General features: G+C 67.1%; 22 protein-coding genes. 16 read left to right on the top strand and 6 right to left on the bottom strand.

Features of this window, described 5'->3' with window-relative positions:
* Positions 1-158 precede the first annotated feature (158 nt).
* A complete protein-coding gene (locus ACFWF1_RS09080) occupies positions 159-800 on the top strand; it encodes a papain-like cysteine protease family protein (RefSeq protein ID WP_379284641.1) in 642 nt (213 codons plus the stop codon).
* Positions 797-1,378: a hypothetical protein gene (locus tag ACFWF1_RS09075; RefSeq protein ID WP_379284640.1), complete on the top strand. Its 582-nt coding sequence runs from the start codon at positions 797-799 to the stop codon at positions 1,376-1,378. Before ACFWF1_RS09080 ends, ACFWF1_RS09075 begins: the two co-directional genes overlap by 4 nt.
* Positions 1,379-1,408: 30 nt before the next feature.
* Here the strand turns inward: ACFWF1_RS09075 and ACFWF1_RS09070 are convergent, their stop codons facing one another.
* Positions 1,409-2,419, bottom strand: coding sequence for an LLM class flavin-dependent oxidoreductase (locus ACFWF1_RS09070; RefSeq protein ID WP_379284639.1), 1,011 nt, complete (start codon positions 2,417-2,419; stop codon positions 1,409-1,411).
* Between the two features lie 141 nt (positions 2,420-2,560).
* Between ACFWF1_RS09070 and map the strand changes: the two genes are divergently transcribed.
* The 5 genes from map (at position 2,561) to ACFWF1_RS09045 (ending at position 6,458) form a co-directional block, all read left to right on the top strand.
* A complete protein-coding gene (gene map, locus ACFWF1_RS09065; protein WP_379284638.1) occupies positions 2,561-3,424 on the top strand; it encodes a type I methionyl aminopeptidase in 864 nt (287 codons plus the stop codon).
* Between the two features lie 97 nt (positions 3,425-3,521).
* Positions 3,522-5,066 (top strand): cobyric acid synthase, encoded by a 1,545-nt coding sequence (locus ACFWF1_RS09060; RefSeq protein ID WP_379284866.1) that lies wholly within the window; start codon positions 3,522-3,524, stop codon positions 5,064-5,066.
* Between the two features lie 95 nt (positions 5,067-5,161).
* Complete coding sequence (locus ACFWF1_RS09055) at positions 5,162-5,458, top strand: AbrB/MazE/SpoVT family DNA-binding domain-containing protein (RefSeq protein WP_379284637.1); 297 nt, start codon at positions 5,162-5,164, stop codon at positions 5,456-5,458.
* Positions 5,455-5,847 carry a PIN domain-containing protein gene (locus tag ACFWF1_RS09050; protein WP_379284636.1) on the top strand — a complete coding sequence of 131 codons (393 nt, stop codon included), beginning with the start codon at positions 5,455-5,457 and terminating at the stop codon, positions 5,845-5,847. Before ACFWF1_RS09055 ends, ACFWF1_RS09050 begins: the two co-directional genes overlap by 4 nt.
* Before the next feature lie 47 nt (positions 5,848-5,894).
* The gene (locus tag ACFWF1_RS09045; protein WP_357378528.1) at positions 5,895-6,458 is read left to right on the top strand and encodes an alpha/beta hydrolase; all 564 of its coding nucleotides are present in this window, start codon (positions 5,895-5,897) and stop codon (positions 6,456-6,458) included.
* Here ACFWF1_RS09045 and ACFWF1_RS09040 read toward each other — a convergent pair.
* Positions 6,438-7,502 carry an alpha/beta hydrolase gene (locus ACFWF1_RS09040; protein WP_379284635.1) on the bottom strand — a complete coding sequence of 355 codons (1,065 nt, stop codon included), beginning with the start codon at positions 7,500-7,502 and terminating at the stop codon, positions 6,438-6,440. The genes ACFWF1_RS09045 and ACFWF1_RS09040 overlap by 21 nt on opposite strands.
* A gap of 206 nt (positions 7,503-7,708) precedes the next feature.
* Between ACFWF1_RS09040 and mqo the strand changes: the two genes are divergently transcribed.
* From mqo to ACFWF1_RS09005, 7 genes are all read left to right on the top strand, one after another.
* The gene (gene mqo, locus ACFWF1_RS09035) at positions 7,709-9,238 is read left to right on the top strand and encodes a malate dehydrogenase (quinone) (RefSeq protein ID WP_379284634.1); all 1,530 of its coding nucleotides are present in this window, start codon (positions 7,709-7,711) and stop codon (positions 9,236-9,238) included.
* Between the two features lie 18 nt (positions 9,239-9,256).
* Complete coding sequence (locus tag ACFWF1_RS09030; protein WP_379284633.1) at positions 9,257-9,706, top strand: GNAT family N-acetyltransferase; 450 nt, start codon at positions 9,257-9,259, stop codon at positions 9,704-9,706.
* A 141-nt stretch (positions 9,707-9,847) separates the two neighbouring features.
* Complete coding sequence (locus ACFWF1_RS09025) at positions 9,848-11,851, top strand: magnesium chelatase subunit D family protein (protein WP_379284865.1); 2,004 nt, start codon at positions 9,848-9,850, stop codon at positions 11,849-11,851.
* A 58-nt stretch (positions 11,852-11,909) separates the two neighbouring features.
* Complete coding sequence (gene cobO / locus ACFWF1_RS09020) at positions 11,910-12,524, top strand: cob(I)yrinic acid a,c-diamide adenosyltransferase (protein ID WP_379284632.1); 615 nt, start codon at positions 11,910-11,912, stop codon at positions 12,522-12,524.
* A 97-nt stretch (positions 12,525-12,621) separates the two neighbouring features.
* On the top strand, positions 12,622-14,169 hold the full coding sequence (locus ACFWF1_RS09015; RefSeq protein WP_379284864.1) for a cobyrinate a,c-diamide synthase: 1,548 nt from the start codon (positions 12,622-12,624) through the stop codon (positions 14,167-14,169).
* A 189-nt stretch (positions 14,170-14,358) separates the two neighbouring features.
* Positions 14,359-14,751 carry a cobalamin biosynthesis protein gene (locus tag ACFWF1_RS09010; protein ID WP_379284631.1) on the top strand — a complete coding sequence of 131 codons (393 nt, stop codon included), beginning with the start codon at positions 14,359-14,361 and terminating at the stop codon, positions 14,749-14,751.
* Positions 14,752-14,815: 64 nt separating this feature from the next.
* The gene (locus tag ACFWF1_RS09005) at positions 14,816-15,184 is read left to right on the top strand and encodes a VOC family protein (protein WP_379284630.1); all 369 of its coding nucleotides are present in this window, start codon (positions 14,816-14,818) and stop codon (positions 15,182-15,184) included.
* Position 15,185: 1 nt separating this feature from the next.
* On the opposite strand, the gene ACFWF1_RS09000 is transcribed toward ACFWF1_RS09005, so the two are convergent.
* Together ACFWF1_RS09000 and ACFWF1_RS08995 are read right to left on the bottom strand one after the other, a co-directional pair.
* Complete coding sequence (locus tag ACFWF1_RS09000) at positions 15,186-16,283, bottom strand: hypothetical protein (RefSeq protein ID WP_379284629.1); 1,098 nt, start codon at positions 16,281-16,283, stop codon at positions 15,186-15,188.
* 9 nt (positions 16,284-16,292) lie between these two features.
* Positions 16,293-17,423: a phosphotransferase family protein gene (locus ACFWF1_RS08995; protein ID WP_379284628.1), complete on the bottom strand. Its 1,131-nt coding sequence runs from the start codon at positions 17,421-17,423 to the stop codon at positions 16,293-16,295.
* Positions 17,424-17,743: 320 nt separating this feature from the next.
* Between ACFWF1_RS08995 and ACFWF1_RS08990 the strand changes: the two genes are divergently transcribed.
* Positions 17,744-19,123 carry a DoxX family protein gene (locus ACFWF1_RS08990; protein WP_379284627.1) on the top strand — a complete coding sequence of 460 codons (1,380 nt, stop codon included), beginning with the start codon at positions 17,744-17,746 and terminating at the stop codon, positions 19,121-19,123.
* A 567-nt stretch (positions 19,124-19,690) separates the two neighbouring features.
* Entirely contained in the window at positions 19,691-20,458 is a 768-nt protein-coding gene (locus ACFWF1_RS08985; RefSeq protein WP_379284626.1) for a class I SAM-dependent methyltransferase, read from the top strand.
* Here ACFWF1_RS08985 and ACFWF1_RS08980 read toward each other — a convergent pair.
* Positions 20,451-21,743: an ATP-grasp domain-containing protein gene (locus ACFWF1_RS08980; RefSeq protein WP_379284625.1), complete on the bottom strand. Its 1,293-nt coding sequence runs from the start codon at positions 21,741-21,743 to the stop codon at positions 20,451-20,453. The genes ACFWF1_RS08985 and ACFWF1_RS08980 overlap by 8 nt on opposite strands.
* A 3-nt stretch (positions 21,744-21,746) precedes the next feature.
* The gene (locus tag ACFWF1_RS08975; RefSeq protein WP_379284624.1) at positions 21,747-24,902 is read right to left on the bottom strand and encodes an amino acid adenylation domain-containing protein; all 3,156 of its coding nucleotides are present in this window, start codon (positions 24,900-24,902) and stop codon (positions 21,747-21,749) included.
* Between the last annotated feature and the right edge of the window lies 1 nt (position 24,903).

Raw genomic sequence — 24,903 nt, 5'->3', positions numbered from 1 at the left:
AAAGTCAGCCTGATTCATTTAAGTCGTTGTTAACGGCGGTGTCTCGCAAGTAAATTCACCCAAGTCGCCCAAATACCCTGTTATTCGATGCGACGGTATTGCGGCCGAGTGCAGAGATATGTAGCGTGCCATGGTATTTCCGCTCGGAAGGATGAGGCGTGGCGTCGAAATGGAAGTTGTTCTGCTGCTCGGTCGCGGTATTCCTCGCCTTCGCACTGCACGGATCGGCTGCGGCCGAGCCAGGTTCCACGGTCGGGCATCCGCACGGTTTGGTGGTGACGCCGAACCTGCCCCGGGTTCCGGAACCGCGCAGCGCCGTCTTCGGTGCGCAGACACTGCCCTATCTGCAACAGGCACAGACCGCGGATCAGTGGTGCTGGGCTGCGGATGGGTCGTCGATTGCGACGTATCTGCACCGGCCGATCAGCCAGAATCAGTACTGCGCACTGGTACACGGCGTCAGCGCCGACGGCGGCTGCCCCAATGACGAGGCCTCGCTCGAGCAGATCGCCTCGGCTTTCCGGGGGATCGGCTTCGATGCGGCCGTCGGTGCGCCGTTGTCGATGACCAAGGTCGTCGATGAGATATCGGCCGATCGGCCGATCCTCACCGGCATCGCGTGGGCGGCCGGCGGCGGGCACGCACAGGTCATCTATGGCTTCGACGTGGATGCGGGCACCATCACCTATGGGGATCCCTGGCCGTCCTCGCGACGCAGCGTCACGCAGTCGATCGACTCCTACACCCGGAATTCGGACTGGACGTGGTTCGGCGAGGATTACGGCATCGCGCCCCGATGAGCGCATCGGTTCGACGCTTCGCGATCGGCCTCTGTGCGGTCGGGCTGGCCTTGTCAGGGTGTTCGAATCACGATCCACCCGCGACGGCGTGGGAGAGCGAGCCGGACAGCGGTGCCATCGACCGCGCGATCGATACTCCGGCGGCGCAGCGCCTCGCGGGATCGTTCCTTCGATCGGTGGATGCGTCGAATGACGCAGGGGCCACGGTATTTCGGCGGGATGGCACACCGGTCACGGTCTACGCGACCGATCCGTCGTCCCGCGACGAGCCAACCCTCGACCGCGCCGGAAAGAAGTCCTATCTCGCGGTACCGGTGCACGTGGCTGGGCGCAGCACCACCGACACGGTGCAGTTGGAACCATCACCGCCGTACCTGCCACGTGCCATGGCAACGGGAGTGGAAGAGACAAGCCAACCGCATGCAGCCGATGCCCGACTCCTACTCGACTATCCGACCCACACTTGGTTCGCCTGGACACGAACTCGGGTCACCGTCATCTCCTCGGGGACGACTCCGTCCTTGGCGGGCAAAGAATTCGACAGCGCGCAGTTCCGCGCCTGGCTCCAATCCCGTTGACCCGCCAAGTAGTTCGCTAGCGGGTTCCGTTCAGCTGACCTGCGGTGCGACCTTCGCGCCGAGCAATTCGATGTTGTGCAGCACCTTTTCGTGCGGCAGGGTGCCGACGCTGGTGTGCAGCATGAATCGGTCGAGGCCGAGGGTGTCGCGGATGTCGGCGATCTTTTCGGCGACGTAGTCGGGGGTGCCGACGAACAGCGAGCCCTCTTTCGAGCGCAGACCGTCGAACTGGGCCTTGGTCATTGGGCCCCAACCGCGTTCGCGGCCGATGACGCTCATGGCGAGGGCGTACGGCTCGTAGAAGTCGGCGACCGCCTGCTCGTCGGTGTCGGCGATGTAGCCGTGCGCGTGCACCGCGACCGGCTGCTTCTCGTGGCCGCCCTCGGCGAGCGCGCGGTGGTACAGGTCGACCAGCGGCTTGAAGCGGGCGGGCTGGCCGCCGATGATCGCGATCGCCAGGGGCAGGCCGAGCAGTCCGGCACGGACCACCGATTCGGGGCTGCCGCCCACGGCGATCCAGACCGGCAGTGGCCGGTTGTCGGTGCGTGGGTAGACGGTGGCGTTGCGCAGCGGTGCGCGGAACTTGCCGCTCCAAGTGACCGGCTCGTCCTCGCGGATGTGCAGCAGCAGCGCCAGCTTCTCCTCGAAGAGCTCGTCGTAGTCCGACAGGTCGTAACCGAACAGCGGGAACGACTCCGTGAAAGAGCCGCGCCCGGCCATCAGCTCCGCGCGACCGTTGGACAGTCCGTCCAGCGTCGCGAAATCTTGGTACACCCGTACCGGATCGTCGGAGCTCAGCACGGTGACCGCGCTGGTCAGCTGGATCTTCTCGGTCCGGGCGGCGATGGCGGCCAGCACCATGGCGGGCGAGGAGGCGGCGAAATCCTTGCGATGATGCTCGCCGACGCCATAGACGTCCAGTCCGGCCTGGTCGGTGGCGACGGCTTCCTCGACCACCTGGCGCAACCGCTCGGCCGCCGTCGGCGCGGGCCGGTCGCCGACCGGGTACAACTCGGCGAAGGTCGTGAGTCCCAATTCCACGGTCGAGCCTCTTTCCTCAGTAGTGTCGATGTCAACCAATATGGTAAACGGACCGTAGTCCGTAGGTATTCCGCCTGGCCTCCGCCACGTGTCGGTCTGGCGCTCGAGCACTCGCGGCGAGCTCCGATTACGCTGTTCGCTATGTCTGTCCGCACTCGCAAGCCGCTCGTTCCCGGCACCCAGTCGCCCACCCGCGAGGTCCCGCGCACCATCGAGCGCCCGGAGTATGCGTGGAAGAAGACCGTCAACGAGGGGCGGGAGCCCTGGGTGCAGACGGCCGAGACGATCGACAAGATGCGGATCGCGAGCAAGATCGCGGCGCAGGCGCTGGAGGAGGCGGGCAAGGCGGTGGCGCCCGGCGTCACCACCGACGAGCTGGACCGGATCGCGCACGAGTACATGTGCGACCACGGCGCGTACCCGTCGACCCTGGGCTACAAGGGCTTTCCGAAGTCCTGCTGCACCTCGCTGAACGAGGTCATCTGCCACGGGATTCCGGACTCCACGGTGATCGAGGACGGTGACATCGTCAATATCGACGTCACCGCCTACATCCACGGCGTGCACGGCGACACCAACAAGACCTACCTGGCCGGCGACGTGGACGAGGACGTCCGGCTGCTCGTCGAGCGAACCGAAGAGGCCACGCTGCGGGCGATCAAGGCGGTCCGGCCGGGCCGGGCGCTGAACGTGATCGGGCGCGTGATCGAGTCCTACGCCAACCGATTCGGCTACGGCGTGGTCCGCGACTTCACCGGGCACGGTGTCGGCCCCACTTTCCACAGCGGCCTGGTGATCCTGCATTACGACCAGCCCGCCATCGAGTCGATCATCGAACCCGGCATGACCTTCACCATCGAGCCGATGATCAACCTGGGCGGCATCGACTACGAGATCTGGAACGACGGCTGGACCGTGGTCACCAAGGACCGCAAGTGGACCGCCCAGTTCGAGCACACCCTGGTGGTCACCGACACCGGCGCGGAAATCCTCACCCTGCCGTGAACCCCAACAGCCGCACGCTTCTTGATTTCCCGCACCGGAAATCGCATGCGAAGTCAGGTGCCGGAAATCAGAAGGCGTGCGGCTGTCGGTTGGCGTGGTGAAGGGCGCGTTGCTCGTCGCGGGGACGACATCCGACGCGGGCAAAAGCGTTGTGGTGGCGGGCATTTGCCGGATGCTGGCGCGGCGCGGGGTGCGGGTAGCGCCGTTCAAGGCGCAGAACATGTCGAACAACTCCGTGGTCACCCTCGACGGCGGCGAGATCGGGCGGGCGCAGGCCCTGCAGGCCCAGGCGTGCGGGCTCGAGCCGAGCGTGCGGTTCAACCCGGTGCTGTTGAAGCCGGGCAGCGATCGGCGCTCGCAGCTGGTGGTGCGGGGTCAGGCGGTCGGCACGGTCGGCGCGCGGGACTACTTCCAGCACCGGCAGCGGCTGCGCGAGGTGGTCGCGGACGAACTCGCGTCGTTGCGTGCCGAATTCGATGTGGTGATCTGCGAGGGCGCTGGTTCGCCGGCCGAAATCAATCTGCGGGCAACGGATCTGGCGAACATGGGCCTCGCCCAGCCCGCGAAACTTCCGGTCCTGCTCGTCGGCGATATCGATCGTGGTGGCGTGCTCGCCCACCTCTTCGGCACCGTCGCCATCCTGGAACCCGAAGACCAGCAACTGATCTCCGGGTTCGTGATCAACAAGTTCCGCGGCGACGTCGAACTGCTCCGCCCCGGCCTGGACCGGCTGACCGAACTGACCGGCCGACCCACCCTCGGCGTGCTCCCATACGCCGAGGAGCTCTGGATCGACGCCGAGGACTCGCTGAGCACCGTCGCGGACGCACCGGTCGGCCGCCCGCGCCCACCGGTCGGCACCGACTGGCTGACCGTCGCCGCCATTCGCCTGCCGCGCATCTCCAACTCCACCGACATCGAGGCGTTGGCTTGCGAGCCGGGGGTTTCGGTGCGCTGGGCGAGCGAGCCGTCCCGGCTGACCGAGGCCGACCTCGTCGTGCTGCCGGGTAGCAAGGCGACCGTGTCGGACCTGGAGTGGTTGCGGCGCACCGGAATTGCCGACGCCCTGTGCGCCCGTGCCGCGGCGGGCCGCCCGATCCTCGGCATCTGCGGCGGCTATCAGATGCTGGGCAAGCGGATCGTCGACCCGATCGAGTCGGGCGCCGGAGCGGTCGACGGACTCGGCCTGCTCGACCTGGAGATCGAATTCGCCGATCCGAAAGTGTTGCGCCACAGCAGCGGCCACGGCACGACGGGAATTCCGGTGCACGGCTACGAGATTCACCACGGACGGGTGGTCGGCAACGGCGATCCCGCCTGGCTCGACCTCGACGGGGCACCGGAAGGCAGTGTGCGCGGCACACTCTGGGGCACTCACCTGCACGGCCTGCTCGAATCCGACGAGTTCCGCCGCACTTGGCTGCAGTCGGTGGCCGCGGCCGCGGGACGAACGGGTTTCGTTGTCGCCGAAGCTACTTCCGTCGCCGCTGTCCGCTCGAACCAGCTCGACCTACTCGCCGACCTCATCGAGAACCACCTCGATCTAGCCCAGCTGGACCGCCTGCTCACCGACGGCGCACCCATCGATCTGCCCACCCTGGCGACCCGGGCGCTCCCCATTTCGGCAACCTCGCGTACCTGAACTGTTGACGCGACGTACGCCGCCCCTTACCTTTCAGTAAGGAATTCGGCTCCGGGTAAGGCGCGGGTCGGTGGGCGTGGGAGAAGCACGGGTCGGTGAGCGAAGTGGCAGCAGACAAGAAGACCAACGGCAGAGCGGGAAACGTGGTGTCCGCGACCGTGACCAGCAAGGGGCAGATCACCATTCCGATCGACGTCCGGGTCGCGATGGGTCTGCGTGCCGGGGTCCGGGTCGCCTTCGTGCCCACCGTCAACGGCACCTACGAACTCGTGCCGGAGACCCGAACCATCAAGTCGCTCAAGGGAATAGTCGGCTGGTCCGGCTCGCCGATCAGCCTCGAGCAGATGAACGAGGCGATCACCGGAAACGTCGTGGAAGGCAAGCAGAAATGATCGGTCTGGACGCCAATGTGCTGATCCGCTACCTCACCCAGGACGATCCGGCGCAGTCCGCGCGCGCCAATCAGGTGATCGACGGCCTCAGCGAGAGCCGTCCCGGTTACGTGACGATGATCGTGCTCGCGGAGATCCACTGGGTGTTGCGCCGCGGCTACCAGCAGGACCCGGAGGCGGTCACCGACGTGCTGCTCGGCCTGCTCGATTCGACCGAGATCGTGGTCGAGCGCGCCGACACCGTGCGCCAGGCGCTGCGCCAGGCCGCCGACGGTGCGGATTTCGCCGACGCGCTCATCCAGCAATTGGGCCAGGAGGCGGGCTGCGACCTCACCGTCACCTTCGACCACAACGCCGGTGAACGCGCGGGCATGCGGCTGCTGGCCTGACAAGAAGACAGGACTTCGTTCAGGAGACCCGTGTAGCGTCATTCGGCATGAAATCTCGGCAGATCACGGTGGGCGATCGGGCATGGACCGTGCGGGTAGACGGCCCGGAATCCCGGCACAGCGTGCTGTTGCTGCCCGACGCGAATGACCCGGCGGACGTCTACGACCAGGTGTGTGCTCGATTGCACAATTCGGATCTGCGGACCGTGGTGCTGGAGTCCATCGACGGCCTCGACGCCGCAGGCGTCACCGCCATCCTGGACCAGATCGGCGTGCCGTGGGCGAACGTGGCCGCCCGCGGCACCGGCGCGGAACTGGCGTGGCGGGCGTGCGCGGCCGGATTCGGCCGCTTCATCAGCCTCGTGGTGGCCGATCACGGCCATCCGGCGGCTCCCGGGCCGGATGGGACCGTGGCCGACGCCACGGTCCGTCCAGTGGAGTTGCCGACCACGGTGCTGGTGACCAAGAACCTGCCGCGCTCGGTGGCCGACGCCTCCGGCCGCTTCGTCTACGGCGAATTCCGGGTGGTCGACATCGACGTCACCAATGTGGCGACCGAGGCCGACCACGAGCTGGCGACCGAGATCGTGCTACGCACCAGCACTTGGTGAACCGGACTTGGCCCGGTAAACCGCCAGCCAGTCCAGCCAGCTGTCCAGTTCGGCGAAGGCGTGTGCCAGCGGCTCGGCCGAGGACAGGAACACGTCGTGCTTGGCCCCGTCGATCGGCACGATGTTGGTGCGGTCGCCCAGGCAGCCCGACCAGCGCTGAATCTGCTTGACGTCCAACACCGCATCGGCCACGTCGACGGCGGGGCCGTACCGGCGGGCGAACCGCGTTATCCGAGAACGCAGGATCAGCGACGGCACGCCGATGTCGAGTCCGGCGTGCAGTCGCGCGTGGCCGTTGCGGATCGCGCGCAGCCAGCCGAACCGAACAGGGAAGCCGTGCAACGGTTTCCAGTCCAGGTTGTAGTCCCACTCGCCGGCCACGCTCTGGTGCAGGCTGTCACCGTAGGTGCTGACCTTCGCGCTCGGCAGCTGGAACGTCTTCCGAAACCGGCCGAGCCCCTTGATGATCGGCGTCCCGATGGTCCGGTAGTAGGACGGCCCCTGCAGATCGAACCATGGGCTGTTGAGCACCACACCGGCGACACCGGACGCCGCGGTGCCGTGCGTCCGATTGAGTCGATCCAGCCACAGCGGCAGGATCAATCCGCCGGTCGAATGCGCGTTCAAAACGACCGGAGCGCCGGTCTCTTCCCGCACGATTCGCAATGCTTCGTTCAACTCGTCGTCATACAGTGCGAGATCGGTCACATAATGCGGTGTCTGCCCGTCGCGCAGTGACCGTCCGCACTTACGCAGATCGAGCGCGTAGAAGTGGTACCCCAGTGCCGCGAAATGCTCCGCGAGATGTTCCTGAAAGAAGTAGTCGGTGAACCCGTGCACATAGAGCACGGCCCCCGCGGTGGCCTCGACCTCGCCGCCCGGCAGATAGCGCACCAAGGTGGCCACTGCCTCGCCTTCTCCATCGGGGTCGGGCCCGAAAGTCAGCGTGCGCTGCTGGTACTTCTCGCCGAGGACATCGGCTTTCCACTGGCCATCGCCCTGGGTGTCGGATTGCGGAGCGGCAAGTGAAGTTTCCTTTGTCACATACACAATCTAGGTCACATTCGGCGGGTTCGGCGCGGGGGATCGACGTGGTGAGGTGCACAATTGGGGCTAGGTGAACGGCGGGTAACCTAACTCCCGCCATGGTTTACGAACCCGAACCGAGGCAATAACACGCAAGCACCGTGCCCAGGCAGGTCCACCCGCCCGGTGGGCCCGCGTAGAAGGACAAGGAAGTCGATCTAGCCGTGCCGAACGCTGCCATCACTGAAAAGACCGATGTTGTACTCATCGGCGCCGGCATCATGAGTGCCACCCTCGGTGCGCTGCTGCGCCAGCTGCAGCCCGATTGGTCGATCTCCCTGTTCGAGCGGCTCGACGCCGCATCGGCGGAGAGCAGTGACCCGTGGAACAACGCGGGCACCGGCCACTCCGCGCTGTGCGAACTCAACTACAGCCCGCAGAACCCCGACGGGTCGGTGGACATCAGCAAGGCCATCGACATCAACGAGCGGTTCCAGGTGTCGCGGCAGTTCTGGTCCTACGCCGTGGAGAACAACGTCCTGGGTGACCCGTCCCGGTTCATCAACCCGATCCCGCACGTGAGCTTCGTGCACGGCGCGGACAACGTCGACTACCTGCGTAAGCGCTACGAGGCGCTGTCGCGGCATCCGTTGTTCGAGGGCATGGAGTACATCGACAGCCCCGACGAATTCGCGCGGCGGCTCCCGCTGATGGCGCGCGGCCGGGACTTCTCCGATCCGGTCGCACTGAACTGGACCGACGGCGGCACCGACATCGACTTCGGTTCGCTCACCAAGGAACTGCTCGCCTACCTCGGCGCCAACGGCGCGGACCTGGCCTTCGGCCACGAGGTGCGCGACCTGTCCAAGCAGGCCGACGGGTCCTGGCTGGTGCAGGTGCGTAACCTGCGCACCCGCGAAACCCGCACGCTCATCAGCAAATTCGTCTTCGTCGGCGCGGGCGGCGGCGCGCTGCCGCTGCTGCAGAAGTCCGGCATCAAGGAGATCGACGGCTTCGGCGGCTTCCCGGTGAGCGGTCAGTTCTTCCGCTGCACCAACCCGGATCTGATCCGGCAGCACGAGGCCAAGGTGTACGGCAAGGCCGCCGTCGGCGCGCCGCCGATGTCGGTGCCGCACTTGGACACTCGCGTCATCAAGGGCGTGCCCGGCCTGCTGTTCGGCCCGTACGCGGGCTGGACGCCGAAGTTCCTCAAGGAGGGCAAGCTCACCGACCTGTTCAAGTCGGTGAAGCCGAACAACCTGTTCTCGCTGCTCGGCGTCGGCGTCACCGAACTGGGGCTGACCAAGTACCTGGTGAGCGAGCTGCTCAAGTCCGAGGCGGGCAAGGTGGACACGCTCAAGGAGTTCATCCCGCGCGCCGACGGCCGGGACTGGGAGCTGATCACCGCGGGCCAGCGCGTGCAGGTGATCCGGCGCAAGGGCGCGGGCGGCGTGCTCGAATTCGGCACCGCCGTGGTCGCCGCGGCCGACGGCTCCATCGCGGGTCTGCTCGGCGCCTCCCCGGGCGCCTCGACGGGCGTCACCGCGATGCTCGACGTGATGCAGCGCTGCTTCCCCACCGAGTACGCCGGCTGGACGCCGAAGCTCAAGGAGATGATTCCCTCATTGGGCGTCAAGCTGTCCGAGGATCAGGCGTTGTTCCACGAAGTGTGGGATTGGACGTCCAAGACGCTGAACCTCACGGGTGGCACAGATAACACGCCCAAGCACGCGGGGGTCGCGGCAAACCGCTAGGTGTGATAGCAACAGGCGATGATGTCAACGGTTGCTCTCAAACGGTCATGGGCGTTGGATCTCGACACCGCCACCCTCTATCAGCTGTTGAAACTTCGCGTAGAAGTCTTTGTCGTCGAGCAGAAGTGCGCGTACCCGGAGTTGGATGGGCTCGACCTGTTGCCGGAGACCCGGCACTTCTGGCTCGATGACGAGGGCGAGGTGATCGCCACGCTGCGGTTGCTGGAGGAGCACGAGGACGGGGTGAAGTCCTTCCGCATCGGCCGGCTGTGCACTGTTCCGCCGGCTCGTGGCCACGGCTACACCACCCGTCTGCTGCAGGCCGCGCTGGCCGAGGTCGGCTCGGCGACCGTGCGGTTGAACGCGCAGAGCTATCTCATCGACATGTACGCCAAGCACGGGTTCAAGCCCGACGGCGAAGAATTCGACGAAGACGGGATCCTGCACACGCCCATGCGCAAGGGGTGATCGTCGGGCCGCCGCCCTCGTCGCACACCCTGCGACGAGGGCGGCGGTGTGTCCAGACGGCGACACGATGCGCAGGGCAGCGTCGGTCGGTGCGGCGCGCGCGCATAGAGTTGGGGCGTGTCTTCGTTCTATGCCGGTACTGTGCCGTCGCCTCATTCGCTGACCGGAGCACGCACGCGTCCGGCGACCGACGGAGAGGTGGGTTTTCCGTTCTCCGCCGTGGTCGGTCAGGAGCGGCTGCAACTCGCGCTGATCCTGTGTGCGGTGCATCCCGGCATCGGCGGTGTGCTGGTGCGCGGCGAGAAGGGCACCGCGAAGTCGACCGTGGTGCGTGCGCTGGCGCAGTTGCTGCCGCCGGTGGTGGACGAGACCGGTGCGCGGCCCGCGCGGCTCGTCGAGCTGCCCGTCGGCGCCACCGAGGATCGCGTGGTCGGCTCGCTCGACTTGGAGCGGGTGCTGCGGGACGGGGAGCAGGCGTTCCGGCCCGGACTGCTGGCGGCCGCGCATCACGGCGTGCTCTACGTCGACGAGGTCAATCTGCTGCACGACCATCTGGTCGACGTGCTGCTCGACGCCGCGGCGATGGGCCGGGTGCACATCGAGCGCGACGGCGTCTCGCATTCGCATCCGGCGCGATTCGTGCTCGTCGGCACCATGAACCCCGAAGAGGGGGAACTGCGTCCGCAGCTGCTGGACCGGTTCGGGCTCACCGTCGACGTGGCCGCCTCACGGAACGTGGACGTGCGAATGTCGGTGGTGCGCAGGCGACTCGACTACGAGGCCGATCCGGCCGGGTTCGCCGACAGTTACGCCGCCGCCGACCGCGCGGTGGCCGAGCGCATCCTCGGCGCCCGGGATCGGGTCGCGCAAGTGCTGCTCGACGACGGCGAGTTGCGCCGAATTGCCGCGCTGTGCGCCGCATTCGACGTCGACGGCATGCGCGCGGACCTGGTGGTCGCGCGGACCGCGACGGCGCATGCCGCGTGGCGTGGTGCGGACGCGGTGACCGAGGAGGATGTGCGGATCGCCGCCGAACTCGCGCTGCCGCATCGGCGTCGGCGTGATCCGTTCGACGAGCCCGGTATCAGCGAGGATCAGCTCGACGACGCGATGCGCGATGCCGCTGAAGAAGTGGATCGCGAAGCGCAGTCGCCCAGTGCGACAGAAGAATTCGAGTCGAGCGAGTCACCCGGAGCGTCGGACGGTGCTGATCAGTCGCCGTCGGCGGGTGACAGCGATACCGATCCGGAGGACGACCCGGACTCGCCGCCCGACGGCCCCGGCGACGGGCAGCGGCCGAGCGCTCGCGAAGGCCGCAGTGGCGCACCGACTTCCGCCGCCGCGAAACCGCCGCGCTGGGAGGTGCCCGGCATCGGCGAAGGCGCTCCCGGCCGTCGTTCCAGGGCCGAGTCGCGGCACGGTCGTGTCGTTCGGCCCAGCACCGACACCGCCACCGGCCTGCACCTGCTCGGCACCGTCTTCGCCGCCGCGCCGCATCAATGGTCGCGTGGCCGTGGCGACGGTCCGCTGAAGCTGGCCGCCGAGGACCTGCGTGGCGCGTATCGCGAAGGGCGCGAGGGCAATCTGGTCGTCTTCGTGGTGGACGCCTCCGGGTCGATGGCGTCCAGGGATCGGCTGTCCGCTGTGACCGGCGCGGTCGTCACCTTGCTGCGTGATTCTTACCAGCGGCGCGACAAGGTCGCCGTCATCACCGTCCGTGGGCAGGAGGCGGAACTTGTACTGCCGCCGACGTCTTCGGTCGATATCGCCGTGCGCCGCCTGTCCGGGATGCGCACCGGCGGCAAGACGCCACTCGCCTCGGGTCTGGTGAAGGCGCGCGAGATCGTGCTGCGCGAGCGGGTCCGCGACCCGCGCCGCCGCCCGATGCTGGTGCTGCTCACCGACGGTCGCGCCACCGGTGGTGTCGACCCGCTGCCGCGGGCCCGTGCGGCCGCCGCGCGCCTCGCGAACGACGGGGTCACCTCGATCGTGGTCGACTGCGAGCGCGGGATGATCCGGCTCGGTCTCGCCGCCGAGCTGGCTCGCGAACTCCGCGGCGGATATCTGAAATTGGCCGAGCTGACCGGAGATTCGGTCGCCGACGTGGTGCGCTCGGGCGTCGGGTCCGCGACCCGCGCCGCGTGACCCGCGGCGTGCCGACGACGGTGCGGTAGCGGTTTACCAGGACTATCAAGGAGATTCGATGCCCAAGGGTGTTCCGGAGACCGTGCCCGAGGACGGACTCACCACGCGCCAGCGACGGAACCAACCGGTGTTCGCGGTGCATACGGGGCCGGGCAAGGGGAAGTCGACCGCGGCGTTCGGCATGGCGCTGCGGGCCTGGAACCAGGGTTTCGATGTCGCGGTGTTCCAGTTCGTGAAGAGCGCCAAGTGGAAGGTGGGGGAGGAGGCGGCTTTCCGCACCCTCGGCACCCTGCACGACGAGACCGGTGCGGGCGGCGCGGTCGAATGGCACAAGATGGGTGAAGGCTGGTCCTGGACCCGCAAGCCGGGCACCGACGAGGATCACGCGGCCGCCGCGCTCGCCGGGTGGCAGGAGATCGCCCGCAGGCTGAAGGACGAGCAGCACCGCTTCTACGTCCTCGACGAATTCACCTACCCGCTCAAATGGGGTTGGGTCGATGTCGATGAGGTCGTCGAAACGCTCACCACCCGGCCCGGCAACCAGCACGTGGTGATCACCGGCCGCGACGCCCCGCAGGCGCTCATCGACGCCGCCGACCTCGTCACCGAGATGACCAAGCTCAAACACCCCATGGACGCGGGCCGCAAAGGCCAGCGCGGCATCGAATGGTGAACTCCCGCACTCTCTCTCGGGATCCGCACCCGGTACGGGGCCCTAGAGCCGGTGCAGGTCCCGAGAGTCGGTGCGGATTCCGCTACCAGGGGCGTGGCTGGTGAGCGCGGGTGTGCCTGCGGTCGTGATCGCGGCGCCTGCGTCCGGGAGTGGGAAGACCACGGTGGCAACGGGGTTGATCGGGGCGCTGCGGCGGGTCGGGCATCGGGTCGCGCCGTTCAAGGTGGGGCCGGATTACATCGATCCCGGATACCACGGGCTGGCGGCGGGGCGGCCGGGGCGCAATCTCGATCCGGTGCTCGTCGGCGCGGAACGTGTTGTGCCGCTGTATCAGCACGGTGCGCGGGACTGTGATCTCGCGGTGGTCGAGGGTGTGATGGGGCTGTTCGACGGCCGCATCGATGAGAACCATGCGGGGTCGGTGGCCGAAGGGTCTACCGCGCAGGTCGCGAGTTTGCTCGGTGCGCCCGTGGTTTTGGTGGTCGATGCGCGTGGGCACAGTCAGAGTTTGGCCGCGCTGCTGCATGGTTTCGCCACCTTCGACAGCAGTGTTCGGCTAGGCGGAGTGATCCTGAATCGGGTCGGCAGCGAACGGCACGATCAGGTGCTGCGTGCGGCCTGTGATCGGGTCGGAATTCCGGTCCTGGGCTCGTTGCCCCGGATGACCGAATTGGAGGTGCCCTCGCGGCATCTCGGGCTGATCCCAGCCGTTGAGCACGGTACCGCCGCCACCGCCGCGGTATCCGCGATGACGGATCTTGTTGCGGCGCACGTCGACCTAGGTGCGATCGCGGCGCTGGCCCGCTCGACCGCGAGCGGTCCAGCCTGGGATGCGGTGGAAGCCGTGCGAGGGGAGTACGCCACGGACGGTGCGAATGGCGATACGGACAACACGGGAACTGTGCTCGGCGCCAACGAATTCGGCGTTGCGGATATATCGACCGGGGGAGTCGGCGGTCTGACGCACGGTCCGGTCGGAGACCGATCTGCTGCTATCGCGGACCTGTCCGTAGCCTCTGGACCGCTGATTGCGATGGCAGGAGGGCCCGCGTTCACTTTCGGCTATGCCGAGCACCGCGAACTGCTGCTGGCCGCTGGCGCGCAGGTGGTGGTGTTCGATCCGCTGCGGGACGAATTGCCCAGCGGGACGGCAGGTTTGGTGCTGCCCGGTGGGTTCCCGGAGGAGCATGCGCCGGAGCTGGCGGCGAACACGGAGCTGCTGACCGCCGTGGCGGCGCACGCTCGGTGCGGCCTGCCCGTGCACGCGGAATGCGCCGGATTGCTCTACCTGACACGCTCACTCGACGGACATCCGATGGCCGGGGTGATCGACGCCGACACGGAGTTCGGCCCACGACTCACCCTCGGTTACCGGGATGCGGTGGCGCTGGCGGATTCCCCGCTGTGGCGTGCCGGGGAACGCGTCCGTGGGCACGAGTTTCATCGGACCCGCCTCACGGTCGCATCCTCGGCTACCCCGGCCTGGGGCTGGCACGGCAGCGACGGCGCACGCATGCTCGAGGGTGCGCTCGTCCACCAGGTGCATGCCTCTTACCTGCACACCCACCCTGCCGGAAACCCCCAAGCCACAACACGTTTCGTCGAAGTCGCGGCCGAGTACGCGGGTGCTCGTGCCAGCCGGTGAACGGACTGCTGCTCGTCGGCCGGAAATCCTGGAGCCACAAGTCTTTTCGCAGCGGCGTCGTCCGCGTATGAGGTTGTTCGGGTCAGTGGTTGGCTGATTCGCGCCCGGCAGTGCGACTGCTGCCGCAATTCCGTTTGTCGCACGCGTGCGACTTCTGGACTCTCCGCTCCACTGAGCTCGAAGGTGATGATGGCTGAATTGATCGTTGGACTGGGACTGCGTCCCGGTACTTCTGCTGACCGCATCGTGGTGGTGGTGCGTAAAGTGCTGGCTTTCAACGAGATAACCTGTTTGGCGACCATCGATCGACGTGCTGCCGAGCCCGGCCTGCTCGACGCGGCCGCTGTGCTCGGCGTGCCGATTCGGACCTTCACCGCCGCCGAACTGGCCGAAGTGTCGGTGCCCAACCCGGACTCGCGAACGGTGGCCGCGGTGGGCACCGCGAGTGTCGCCGAGGCGGCCGCCATCCTCGCCGCCGGGGGCGGCACCCTCGTGGTCCCCAAACGCACCGTGCACGGCGTCGTCATCGCTGCGGCACGACGTGACGTACCCCCGGCAGGGCGGCGGGGGCGGGTGTCCTGAACCAGGTGAGCCGACCGGCATCGAGTGGTTTGATGACGGAGTGGATATCCGAGGGATCGATAACGTGCTGGTTCCCGTTGGGGACCTGGCCGCAGCAGTGGAGTTCTACGAGAACCAGCTCGGGCTCTCGCTGCGGTTCACGGTGCCAGAGCGCGGGATCGCCCTGTTCGGGGTCGCGGCGGAAACGCCGGGCATCATGGCGATGGTCGACCCGGCCGCCGGGCAGGGCGCACCGCCCGCGATGCGGGTCTGGCTGGAGGTGCCGGACGCGCAGGCCGCCGCAGCCGAACTCGAAGAGCGCGGTGCCGAAATGCTCACCGCGCCCTTCGAAGTCGGAACCGGGTGGAGCGTGGAAGTCGCCGACCCGTGGGGCAATGTGATCGGGCTGACCGACTACAGCAAGCGCCCGGAACTGGCCCGCCCCGAGCTCTGACCTACGGCGCGACCGAACCCCAGTCGGCGAAGCCGGTGGGATCGTGCCGGCCGAGGCTGGCGTGTTCGAACAGCCCCCAGCCCTCGGCATCGCCGCAGCGGGCGCGGGCCACGTGGTCGATGACGCCATAGGGCGCGCGCGCGACGATGGCCGGATCGGTGAGGTCGTACCTGCTGGACAACGACCAGTCGCGCCCCTTCCACTGGCCGTGCTGCCAGTCCGGATCGCCGCCGTACCCGCAACCGACATGCAGCGGCACATTGGTGCCCGTGGTCACCTCGATCTCCAGCGGCTTGCCGTCCGGCGTGGTCAGCTCCAGCCGTGCGCCCACGGGATGCCTTGTGCCGGAACGGTAGTCGATCGAGATGCGCGGCCAGCCGAGCTGCTCGGTGCGCCCGTCCGGCCAGATCCGCACGGCGTCGTTGAGCGTGCGCTTGCCGTCCGGCTCCTCCTGCACGATGACCACGACCGCGAAATCGTCGAACCGCAGCGGCACATACATCCACCAGAAGCCGCCGGACGGCTCACTGGCGGTCCGGCCGGGCGGCTCGCTCTCGCCGACCGGGCGGATGCCCCACGACCGATCCCTGGTCCCGGTCCACACCGCCGGATCGACGGTGAGGTCGTCCCCGTCGACGTGCAGCGTGCCCGCCCACGAGCCGAGCTGGGCGAACCGGCTCGCCTCGATGATCGGCCGATTGCCCGACAGGATCAGATGCGGCTGCTCCTGCACGGTCGGGAAGGCGCCCTCCCAGGTGAGATCGAAGGACAGGTCGTCGTGCTCGCAGATCACCCGGATCCGCCGCAGCGGCTCGACCACCTCGATGCGATAGCCGCCCACCTTTTGCTCCAGGCTGCGGTCACCGAGCGCGTCGGAGAAGCGGACGGACCGCTGCGTATCACCGCGCCGGACCAGGGCGTAGGCATCGGTCACCCCGAGGTTCGGGTAGACACCGAACCCGGTGATGAAGAAGGTGCCGCCGTCGCGGTTGTGACCGTTGAAATAGCTTCGGTCATAGAAGTTTCGGTCGCTGCTGGCCACCCGGGCCAGCGATAGGCCGGTCTGGTGAATCGGGTACTCGTCCAACGGAACTGGCATGACTGAATCTCAATCCCACTCGTAGGTTCCATCGAGCAGCCGTTCCAGGCTCGCTCGGTGCATCACATAGTCGTCTCGGTCCGGAGTGTCGGTGTCCTCGCCGAAATGGATCATCCGGCGTTTCACCCTGGCCATCACGATGCCGTGCCGCAGTGCGGCGTAGACGATGTGCCAATCCAGGTTCCGCACCGTATGACCGGTCAGTTCTTCGTATTTCGCGACGACGTCGGCGCGGCGCAGGAAGTCGGGCAGGCCCGGCTGATCGAACCGGGTGGCGATGTCCTGGAAGAACCGGTGGATGAAGATCACCCAGGCGACGTCGAGTTCGCGCGGGCCCAGCGCGGCCATCTCCCAGTCCAGCACCGCGGCGGGCTCGAATTCGCGGAAGATGATGTTGCCGGGGCGCGCGTCGCCCCAGCTGAGGACATCAGGTCCGGGGTCCGCGGGCCAGTGCTCGTCCAGCCAGGCGAAAGTCCGCTCCAGCAACGGGATCTCGAAGCCGTCGTCGGCCAGAGCCCAGCGATACCACGCCTTCTGGGCCTCGACATGCCTGCGCAGCGACTGGCCGGGCCCGCGCAGGGCCGGGAAGCGGATCGCCGGATCGGGGATGGCATGCACCTTCGAGATCACCTCGACGGTGTTCGCGGTGAGCAGCGCGCGCTCCTCGGCGCTCGCGTCGAACAGCCAGCCGATGAACACGTACGGCGGATTGTCCGTCGGCACCCGTCCGTCGACCCGTTTCATCACGAAAAACGGTGTGCCGAGCGGCTTCTCGTCCTCCTCCAGCCAGCACAGGCCCGGCACCGGCACGTCGGTGGTCTCGGCGACACCGGCCATCACCTTGTACTGGGTGGCCAGATCGTAGGTCTCGAACACCGGGAACGACCCGGCCTCCGGCGCCATCCTGGCGACGAACGACCCGCTCTCGTGCCGCCCGTCCACGCTCCACTCGGCGTCGAAAAGGATGGACGTGCTCGACATCCCACCCGCCTGCGGGCGCGACAGATTGGCGACCGTCGGCGGATGATCGGCGGAGACCCTCGAATCCAGCCAGCGCGCCAAGTCCTCGGCGAGCACGTCGAGATCCCGCTCGCTGACGGTCAGCTGCTGCCGCTTAGCGGGATCCGGATCTTCGGCCATCGTTGTCCTCCTGACGCCATGACGCGCGGGCCTGCCTGCGCACAGCCCACATCAGCGGCGGTGCCGCGATACGCGACAGTAACGCGTTCCAGTCCGCCCGTGGGTGGAAAACGATCGAGGTTCTCGAACCCGCTCACTGGTCGGAACCGGGCCTTGACATGGGAGTACTCGGCGGTGCCCGGGCTGGCACGAGTGCCTGGGTGTGGGTAGCACGTACGACTGATTACCTAGGGAAAGACCGGGGATTTCCTGGAGGTTCGCGACTCGTCGCCGCAATACCGTTGCCTGCACGCGGAGATTGTCGGATTGAGGGGTTCGTTGTGAGTGCTGTCAGCACGGCGTCGGTTGATCGGGACAGTGGAGCGTTGGATGTCGGCCCGGACTCGCGGTGGAATCTGTTGACCCGCATCGCATTCCGGTTCTGCTTCACCTATTTCGGCCTGTTCTGCCTGATATTTCCGCAGTTCCTGTTCGTGTACAGCGGAGTGCTCGGGCCGAAGCTGCCCGAGCGGGCGATCAATGGACTTCTGGATCCGCTGAGTCCGATCTGGGAGTGGGTCGGTCGGCACGTCTTCGGCGCTGACGTCCAGTTGCATCTGGATTCCGGCAGCGGCGACCAGGCGATCATCTGGGTTTTCCTGTTCTGCGACCTCGTGGTCGCCGTACTGGCCACCGTGGTGTGGTCCGTACTGGATCGGCACCGCCCGAACTATCAGCGGCTGAACGCCTGGTTCATGCTCTTCATACGGCTCTGCCTCGCCGGGCAGATGCTGTTCTACGGCATGGCCAAGGTCATTCCCACCCAGATGCCGGAGCCGGCACTGACCACCCTGCTCACCCAGTACGGCGACTTCACGCCGGCGGCGGTGCTCTGGACGCAGGTGGGTAGTTCGCCCGTCTACGAAATCCTGCTCGGCTCAGCGGAAGTGCTCGGCGGCCTGCTGCTGTTCCTGCCGCGGACCGCAACGCTGGGCGCGATGCTCAGCCTGGTGAGCTTGGCCCAGGTGTTCGTGCTGAACATGACCTTCGATGTGCCGGTGAAGATCCTGGCCGGACACCTCATGCTGATTTCGCTGGTGCTGCTCGCGCCGCAAGCCCGGAGGCTGGCGAATGTGCTTGTGCTGCAACGTTCATCGGAGCCCGCTACACAGCCCGAACCGTTCCGTTCGCGTCGCATCCGGTGGATCGCGGTCGGTGTGCAGGCCGTGCTCGCCGTGTGGGTGCTACTCGGTCTAGTGCAACAAGACATGAAGTTCTGGAACGAAGGTGGCGGCGGCACCGAAAAGCCTGTTCTGTACGGGATTTGGACGGTATCGGAGTTCACTCAGGACGGTCGGCCGCTGGCGCCGTTGACCACCGACCAGGATCGTTGGCAGCGTGTGATTTTCGACATCGGCGGCATGACTTACCAGAAGATGGACGGCAGCCTGGTGCCCGTCGTCGGTGCGGTCGACACCGAGGCACACACCGTGATGGTGTCGAAGGCAGCAGACGATGCTTTGCCGGGCCAGATCGCCCAGGCTCAGCCAACCCGAATCGGCAACTTCACCTTCACCCAACCCGCACCGGATCGGCTGCGGCTGGACGGTCAACTCAACGGCCACCAGGTGACGCTGACGCTCGAGCAGGTGGACCTGAACTCATTCCCCTTGCGCAGCACCGGTTTCAAGTGGGTCCAGGACTACCCGCACTTCAACTGATCGACGCACGCCTTCCGATTGGCTGGGTTCAGCCGATGGTGATGGTGCCGAGGCGGGAGGGATATGGCTTCCGGTTGCCTTCGGTGCAGATCTCGACAGAAAAGCGAATGCACACATAGCGACCGGCTTGTTCAGCCCTCGAATGTTATTTCATATACACCTCAGCAGAATCCGGGGGCAGTGCGCAAGGCATCCGGATCGAAGTGCAAGGGCGGCCGCAGAGAATTGATCACCGGTCAGGATTTGTCGTAGGGTTAGACCGCAATAACCAGTTCGAGGCCGTCGATACAAGTGACTCCTTCTGGCAGAGAACGTCCATTCAGCAGCAAAGGTCTACGAATGTCTGCGACTAGTGAGTCCGCACTCAGGGCCGGAACACTTCGGCGATTCCGACGGTTTGCCGACGTCGTCTGGGATACGCGACCGGATATGAATTCAGTAGCTCGAATCATATCTGCCGGGAATGAGTTCGACGATGATACGACCGGGCGAGGCGACTCCTATCGGGAGGCGCAGCGGCGTATCGGCGTGCGCGCCAAGGGGATGCGGAACCTATTGGCGTTGGCCATGCCCGGAATATCGCTCCGGGAGGCGCCAGCGGATTTCCGATTGCTCGACGTGCTCGGCGGCGACGGCACCGTCGCCAAGACCGCGAGTCGGCTCTGGGGTGTCGACCCCATGGATACCTGGATCCTGACGGCAGATGTCTCCCTGCGGATGATCGACCGAGCCATAGCCGACGGACTGCCCGCGCTCTGCCAGCCGGCGCAGCGAATGATATTGCGAGACAGCACATTCGACGCGGTGCTCCTCGCCTATGGTACCCACCACATCCCGCTTGCCGAGCGGGCGATGGTCTATCGAGAGGCGTACCGCGTGCTCAAACCCGGCGGGCGGCTCGTGGTGCACGATTTCGAGGTGGGCGGACCGGTCGATCGCTGGTTCGCGGAAGTGGTCCACCACTACGCGACGGTCGGCCATCCGTATCCGCATTTCCAACGGAACAACCTGCACAGTGACCTCATTTCCGCGGGATTCTCCGAAGTCACTGTCCAAGATATATACGACCCCTTCGAAATTCACGGCGAGACCGAGTACGAGGCGCGGTCGGCGCTTTGCGACTATGTGTTCGACATGTACGGGCTGGTCAAGATCCGGGAGGAATGCGCGGGCCAGGCCGAGGTGCGGCACCGAACCGAACAGCTCATCACCAAACACTTGCGATACGGCTCGGACGGCCCGGCTGCGGTTGCGGCACTGACTGTGCGCCGCAACCACAACGGCGTGGTGGCGATCATGCCCCGGGTCGCGTTGGTCGGGGTCGGTGTCAAATGAGCGGATTCGCTGCCGGACGGGTGTGAATACGCACCATGGCCGCGCCCCGGTCGGCCGCCTTCGCCGCGGCCGCCGGGTTCTCGCCCACCGCGATCACGTGTGCTTTCCTGGCCAGCGCACTGGTCAACGGTTCCATCACATCGCCGACCCTGGTCTCAACCGCGACACCGACGACCCCGGCTACCCGTCTGGCCTCGGCGACTCCACTGATCTCGGTGACCACTCCGGGCGGCCCGGAACAAAACCGAATAGCCGCCGCACCCATCGGCCGGCTCGACACGCTCACCGGCTCGCCGCTCAACACCGAGACCAGGGCCTTGGTGATGTCTACTCCATAGACCAACCCGATCAGGAACATGAACCTGGCCCCGGGCGGGCGCGCGGCGCAGTCCACCACCACCGGTCCGGCCTCGGTGCGGATCCAGTCGCTGGTCATGATCGCGGTGCGCAGGCCGGTGCTGTCCACCAGGTGCCGCATCGCGGACAGCAGCTCGGCCTGGATCTCCTCGGTGATCGGGGCGGGAATCGTGTGGCCGCGCTCCAGCGGATACGCACCCGGATACAGCAGAGTTTCGCCTATCTTGTGGAACACCACCGCGCCGTCGCGTACTAGCAGGCCCACGGTGTACTCCGGTCCACGCATCCGCTGCTCCACCAGGAATCGGCGGTGCAGCGGTCGGGTGGGGATCAGCGGGTCGGAATCATCGCCGAGGGCGTGCACCCAGGCCTGCTCCAGATCGCTGTCCTGGTCGAGCAGTTGGACCCCGTGGCTACCCGCCCGATCGGCCGGCTTCAGCACGAAGTCACCCGCCACTTCGGCGGCGAATCGGGCCACATCCCGGACGCCGTGCACTTCCGCCCAACGGGGGGACGGCAGACCAGCGCGGTCGACGGCCTGGCGGAGCAGGATCTTGTCGCGGAAAATCGGCGCGACCGAGGCGCCGGCGCCCGGGAGGCCGAGGCGCTCGGCCAGCAGCGCCGCCGCCGGAACGGTGTACTCGCCGCCGGGAAGCACGGCGGTGAAGGGGCACCTCGCGTGTTCGGCGAGCGCTACCTCGAGGAATTCCTCGGATTGGATGTAGTCCGCACACACGACCTTCTCGACACATCGATAGTCCCCGTTCGGGCCGCTGAGCCCGCCCACCTGGCCGGTCCGGCGGTGCAGTACGCACTCCCGCGCGGCAAGCACACCCGGCTCTTCGAGCACCACGACGCTGCCCGGGGGCAGGAATTCGTTCATTGCCTCGAGCACTGTGGGATTCACGCTGAACAGCAGCACTCGCACGGCTCAGCCTCCTTGCCGTAGTTCCGCGGTGATCTGGGCCGCCGACATCGCCGCGATGTCGGCCACCACCCGCGCTTCGATGGCCGAGCCGAACAGAGCCACGGTGCGGTGGTCGAACAGCTCGCGCAGGGAGAGTTCGATATCGAAGGTGGCCCTGATCCTGGCCAGTAGCTTGGCCGCGATCATCGAGTTGCCGCCGAGCGCGAAGAAGTCGTCGCTGACACCGACCGAGTCGATGCCGAGCACCTCGCCCCACAAGTCGCAGAGCACGCACTCCACCTCGGTCCGTGGCGCGACACGGCCGTGCTGACCGGAATCGGCCGCAGGCAACCGCTTTCGATCCACTTTGCCACTCGTGGTCATCGGAAGGGAGTCGAGAACCACGACCACCTGCGGCACCAGATAGGCAGGCAGGACGGACGACAGTCCGGCCAGGAGCCGTTCGACGTCGAGCGATTCGGAGGCCGGCACCACGTAACCAACGAGCACCGGCTGTCCCGCTCGACTCTGGCCGGCCACCACGACCGCCTGGGCCACGCACGAGTCGGCCAAGAGGGCGGTCTCCACCTCGGTGGGCTCGACACGATAGCCCCGCACCTCGATCTGGTTGTCCGATCGGCCGAGGAACTGCAGCGTGCCGTCCGGCCGCCAGCGGGCCAGATCGCCGGTCCGGTACATCCTCGCTCCCGGCTCGCCGATGAACGGGTCGGGGAGAAACCGCTCGGCGGTCTGACCCGGTTTTCGCCAGTAGCCCATGGCCACCGAGTGCCCACCGAGGCACAGTTCTCCCACTGCGCCACGGGGCGCCAGGCGGAGTCGGCGGTCGACCAGATAGGCGCATACCCCGGTGATCGGCCGCCCTAGAGAACTCCCTGTCCACGGTGCGCGCAGCGACCGGGTCGCCGTGGCCACCACCACGTTCTCGGTAGGACCGTAGTGATCGACCACGGGGACTCCGGGGTCGGTGGTGGAGGTCGGCCGGAACACATCGCCCCCGGTGCGCAAGATCCGCAGCGCGGTGCGTTCACTGAGTGGCAGGCGGATCAGCTGCTCGGCGAGCGGGGTTGGCACGAATGTCTGGGTGCAGCCACGCTGGCCTAGCCAGGTCACCAACGCATCGGGGTTGCGCACGACCTGATCCGGACAGATCTCCAGTCGCGCGCCCGACAGCAAGGTCGGCCAGACCTCCCAGCCTGCTGCGTCGAAGGAACTGCTGGCGACCTGGCCGATCCGGTCGCCGGGACCGGTCGGGTAGCGGTCCAGATGCCAGCGGACCAGCGTGCCGAAGGCGGCGTGACTCACGACGACGCCTTTGGGTCGGCCGGTCGAGCCGGAGGTGTAGACCAGGTAGAGCGCGGCCCCGGCAACGGGGGGCGCCGGCTGCGAGACCGGGCCCGGATCGTCTTCCTCCTCGATGAGAAGCAGCTGGGCGGCTTCCGCGCCGAGCTTGTGGCTGGACGCACTGTCGGTGAGGACGACGCAGACTCCGGAGTCGCTGAGCAGATAATCGACACGCGCCGTGGGCAATTCGGTGTCGATCGGGAGGTACGCCGCGCCGGCCTTGACTACACCCAAAAGCGCCAGCACCCAGTCCACACCCCGAGGCAGGAAGATGCCGACCACACTCGCCGGACCGACCCCCGCCTTGCGTAGCCGCCCGGCCAGCCGCGCCGCCCGGTCGGCCAGTTCCCGGTAGGTCATCTCGGTTGCGGAATCGGCCACGGCGACGCTATCCGGAGAGCGTGCGGCCTGGCGGTCGAACCAGGCCCCGATCGTCGGCGCGTCCGCGGGGGCGTCGGCGCGCTCGCCGGCCAGTTGCCGGAGTTCGGCGCGCTCGGCCGCGCCGACCAGGGCGACATCGTCGAGCCGGACGCCCGGCTCCACCGTGACATGAGCGAGGAACCTCAGATAGCAGCCGAGAAACCGGTCCATCGTGGACTCATCGAACAGTTCGGCGGCATAGACCAGGGTTGCGGTCAGCTCTTCGCCGGTCAGCGCGAGTTCGAGCTCGGTGTCGAAGCGGCACAGAGTGTCGAAAACCTCCACCGGCCCGCACTCGATCCCCGGCAGTCGCAGCCCTGCCTCGGCTAGGTCGCCGTCGACCAGGCTGAACCAATGCTGCGCCAGCGGATTGCGGTCGGCGTCACGGTCGGGCCGTACGAGGTCCACGATCCGTTCGAACGGCAGATCCTGGTAGTCCATGCTCTCCAGCACCCGGTTCCGCACCAGCCGGAGCAGGTCGCGAAACGTCGTGGCCCCGGCCACCTCCGCTCGGATCACCACCGTGTTGACGAACAACCCGACCGTCCGCTCGAACTCGGGAATGGGACGGCCGGCGACCGGGATTGCAATGAGCACATCGCGGGCGTCGGCGAAGCGGCCGAGCACCGCATGGTAGGCCGCCAGCGCCACTACGAATGCGCTGGTGCGCTCCTGCCTCGCGAGGACGAGCATGTTCGCGCTCACCTCGCGGGCAACGGGCAAACGCAACCGCGCCCCGCGCAGCGTGGGGACCGCAGGCCGTTGGCTGTCGGCCGGCAGTTGCAGCATCGCGGGAGCCCCGGCCAACCGATCACGCCAGTACCGCTCCTGTTCCTCCCATTCGGCGTCGCCGACCTGGGCGTGCTGCCATTCGGCATAGTCGGCATATCGCAGGGGCAGCGGGTCGAGACCGGGTGGCCGACCGGCGGCGAATGCGGCGTACGCGACGCCGAGTTCCTCCTCGAACACCACTCGGGACACACCGTCGAAGGCGATGTGATGCACGGTGTAGTGGAACAGGTACGCATCCTCGGCCACCCGCAGCAGCGCGGCGCGCAGCAGCGGACCGGCGGCGAGATCACAGGGCTGCACCACCAATTCGGCGATACACCGCAGCGCCGCTCGCCACGGTTGCGCGTCCGCGCTCAGATCGATCCGCCGCAGGCGCACGATGTTGTCGGCGTCGAACACCGGGTACGGTTCGCCGTCGCGCACCGATATCCGGGACAGCAGGACATCGTGGCGACGCGCCACCCAGCGCAGTGCGCGCTCGATGAGGTCGGGGTCAAGTGATCCGGTCAGCGCACAGGTGCGCTGACTCAGGTAGGCGGCATGGTTATCGGTGAGCTGGTCGAGGAACCACAGTCGCCGCTGCGCGAAGGACAGCGCCGGCGCCATC

The organism is Nocardia sp. NPDC060255, assembly GCF_042727395.1.
Taxonomy (GTDB): domain Bacteria; phylum Actinomycetota; class Actinomycetes; order Mycobacteriales; family Mycobacteriaceae; genus Nocardia.
This window is presented reverse-complemented; position numbering and strand designations above follow the sequence as displayed.

Excerpts from the sequence above, each read along its gene's own strand:
- ACFWF1_RS09075 (WP_379284640.1), top strand. The coding sequence starts at position 797 with ATGAGCGCATCGGTTCGACGCTTCGCGATCGGCCTCTGTGCGGTCGGG.
- map (WP_379284638.1), top strand. The coding sequence starts at position 2,561 with ATGTCTGTCCGCACTCGCAAGCCGCTCGTTCCCGGCACCCAGTCGCCC.
- ACFWF1_RS09050 (WP_379284636.1), top strand. The coding sequence starts at position 5,455 with ATGATCGGTCTGGACGCCAATGTGCTGATCCGCTACCTCACCCAGGAC.
- ACFWF1_RS09045 (WP_357378528.1), top strand. The coding sequence starts at position 5,895 with ATGAAATCTCGGCAGATCACGGTGGGCGATCGGGCATGGACCGTGCGG.
- ACFWF1_RS09030 (WP_379284633.1), top strand. The coding sequence starts at position 9,257 with ATGATGTCAACGGTTGCTCTCAAACGGTCATGGGCGTTGGATCTCGAC.
- cobO (WP_379284632.1), top strand. The coding sequence starts at position 11,910 with ATGCCCAAGGGTGTTCCGGAGACCGTGCCCGAGGACGGACTCACCACG.
- ACFWF1_RS09010 (WP_379284631.1), top strand. The coding sequence starts at position 14,359 with ATGGCTGAATTGATCGTTGGACTGGGACTGCGTCCCGGTACTTCTGCT.
- ACFWF1_RS09000 (WP_379284629.1), bottom strand. The coding sequence starts at position 16,283 with ATGCCAGTTCCGTTGGACGAGTACCCGATTCACCAGACCGGCCTATCG.
- ACFWF1_RS08995 (WP_379284628.1), bottom strand. The coding sequence starts at position 17,423 with ATGGCCGAAGATCCGGATCCCGCTAAGCGGCAGCAGCTGACCGTCAGC.
- ACFWF1_RS08985 (WP_379284626.1), top strand. The coding sequence starts at position 19,691 with ATGCCCGGAATATCGCTCCGGGAGGCGCCAGCGGATTTCCGATTGCTC.
- ACFWF1_RS08975 (WP_379284624.1), bottom strand. The coding sequence starts at position 24,902 with ATGGCGCCGGCGCTGTCCTTCGCGCAGCGGCGACTGTGGTTCCTCGAC.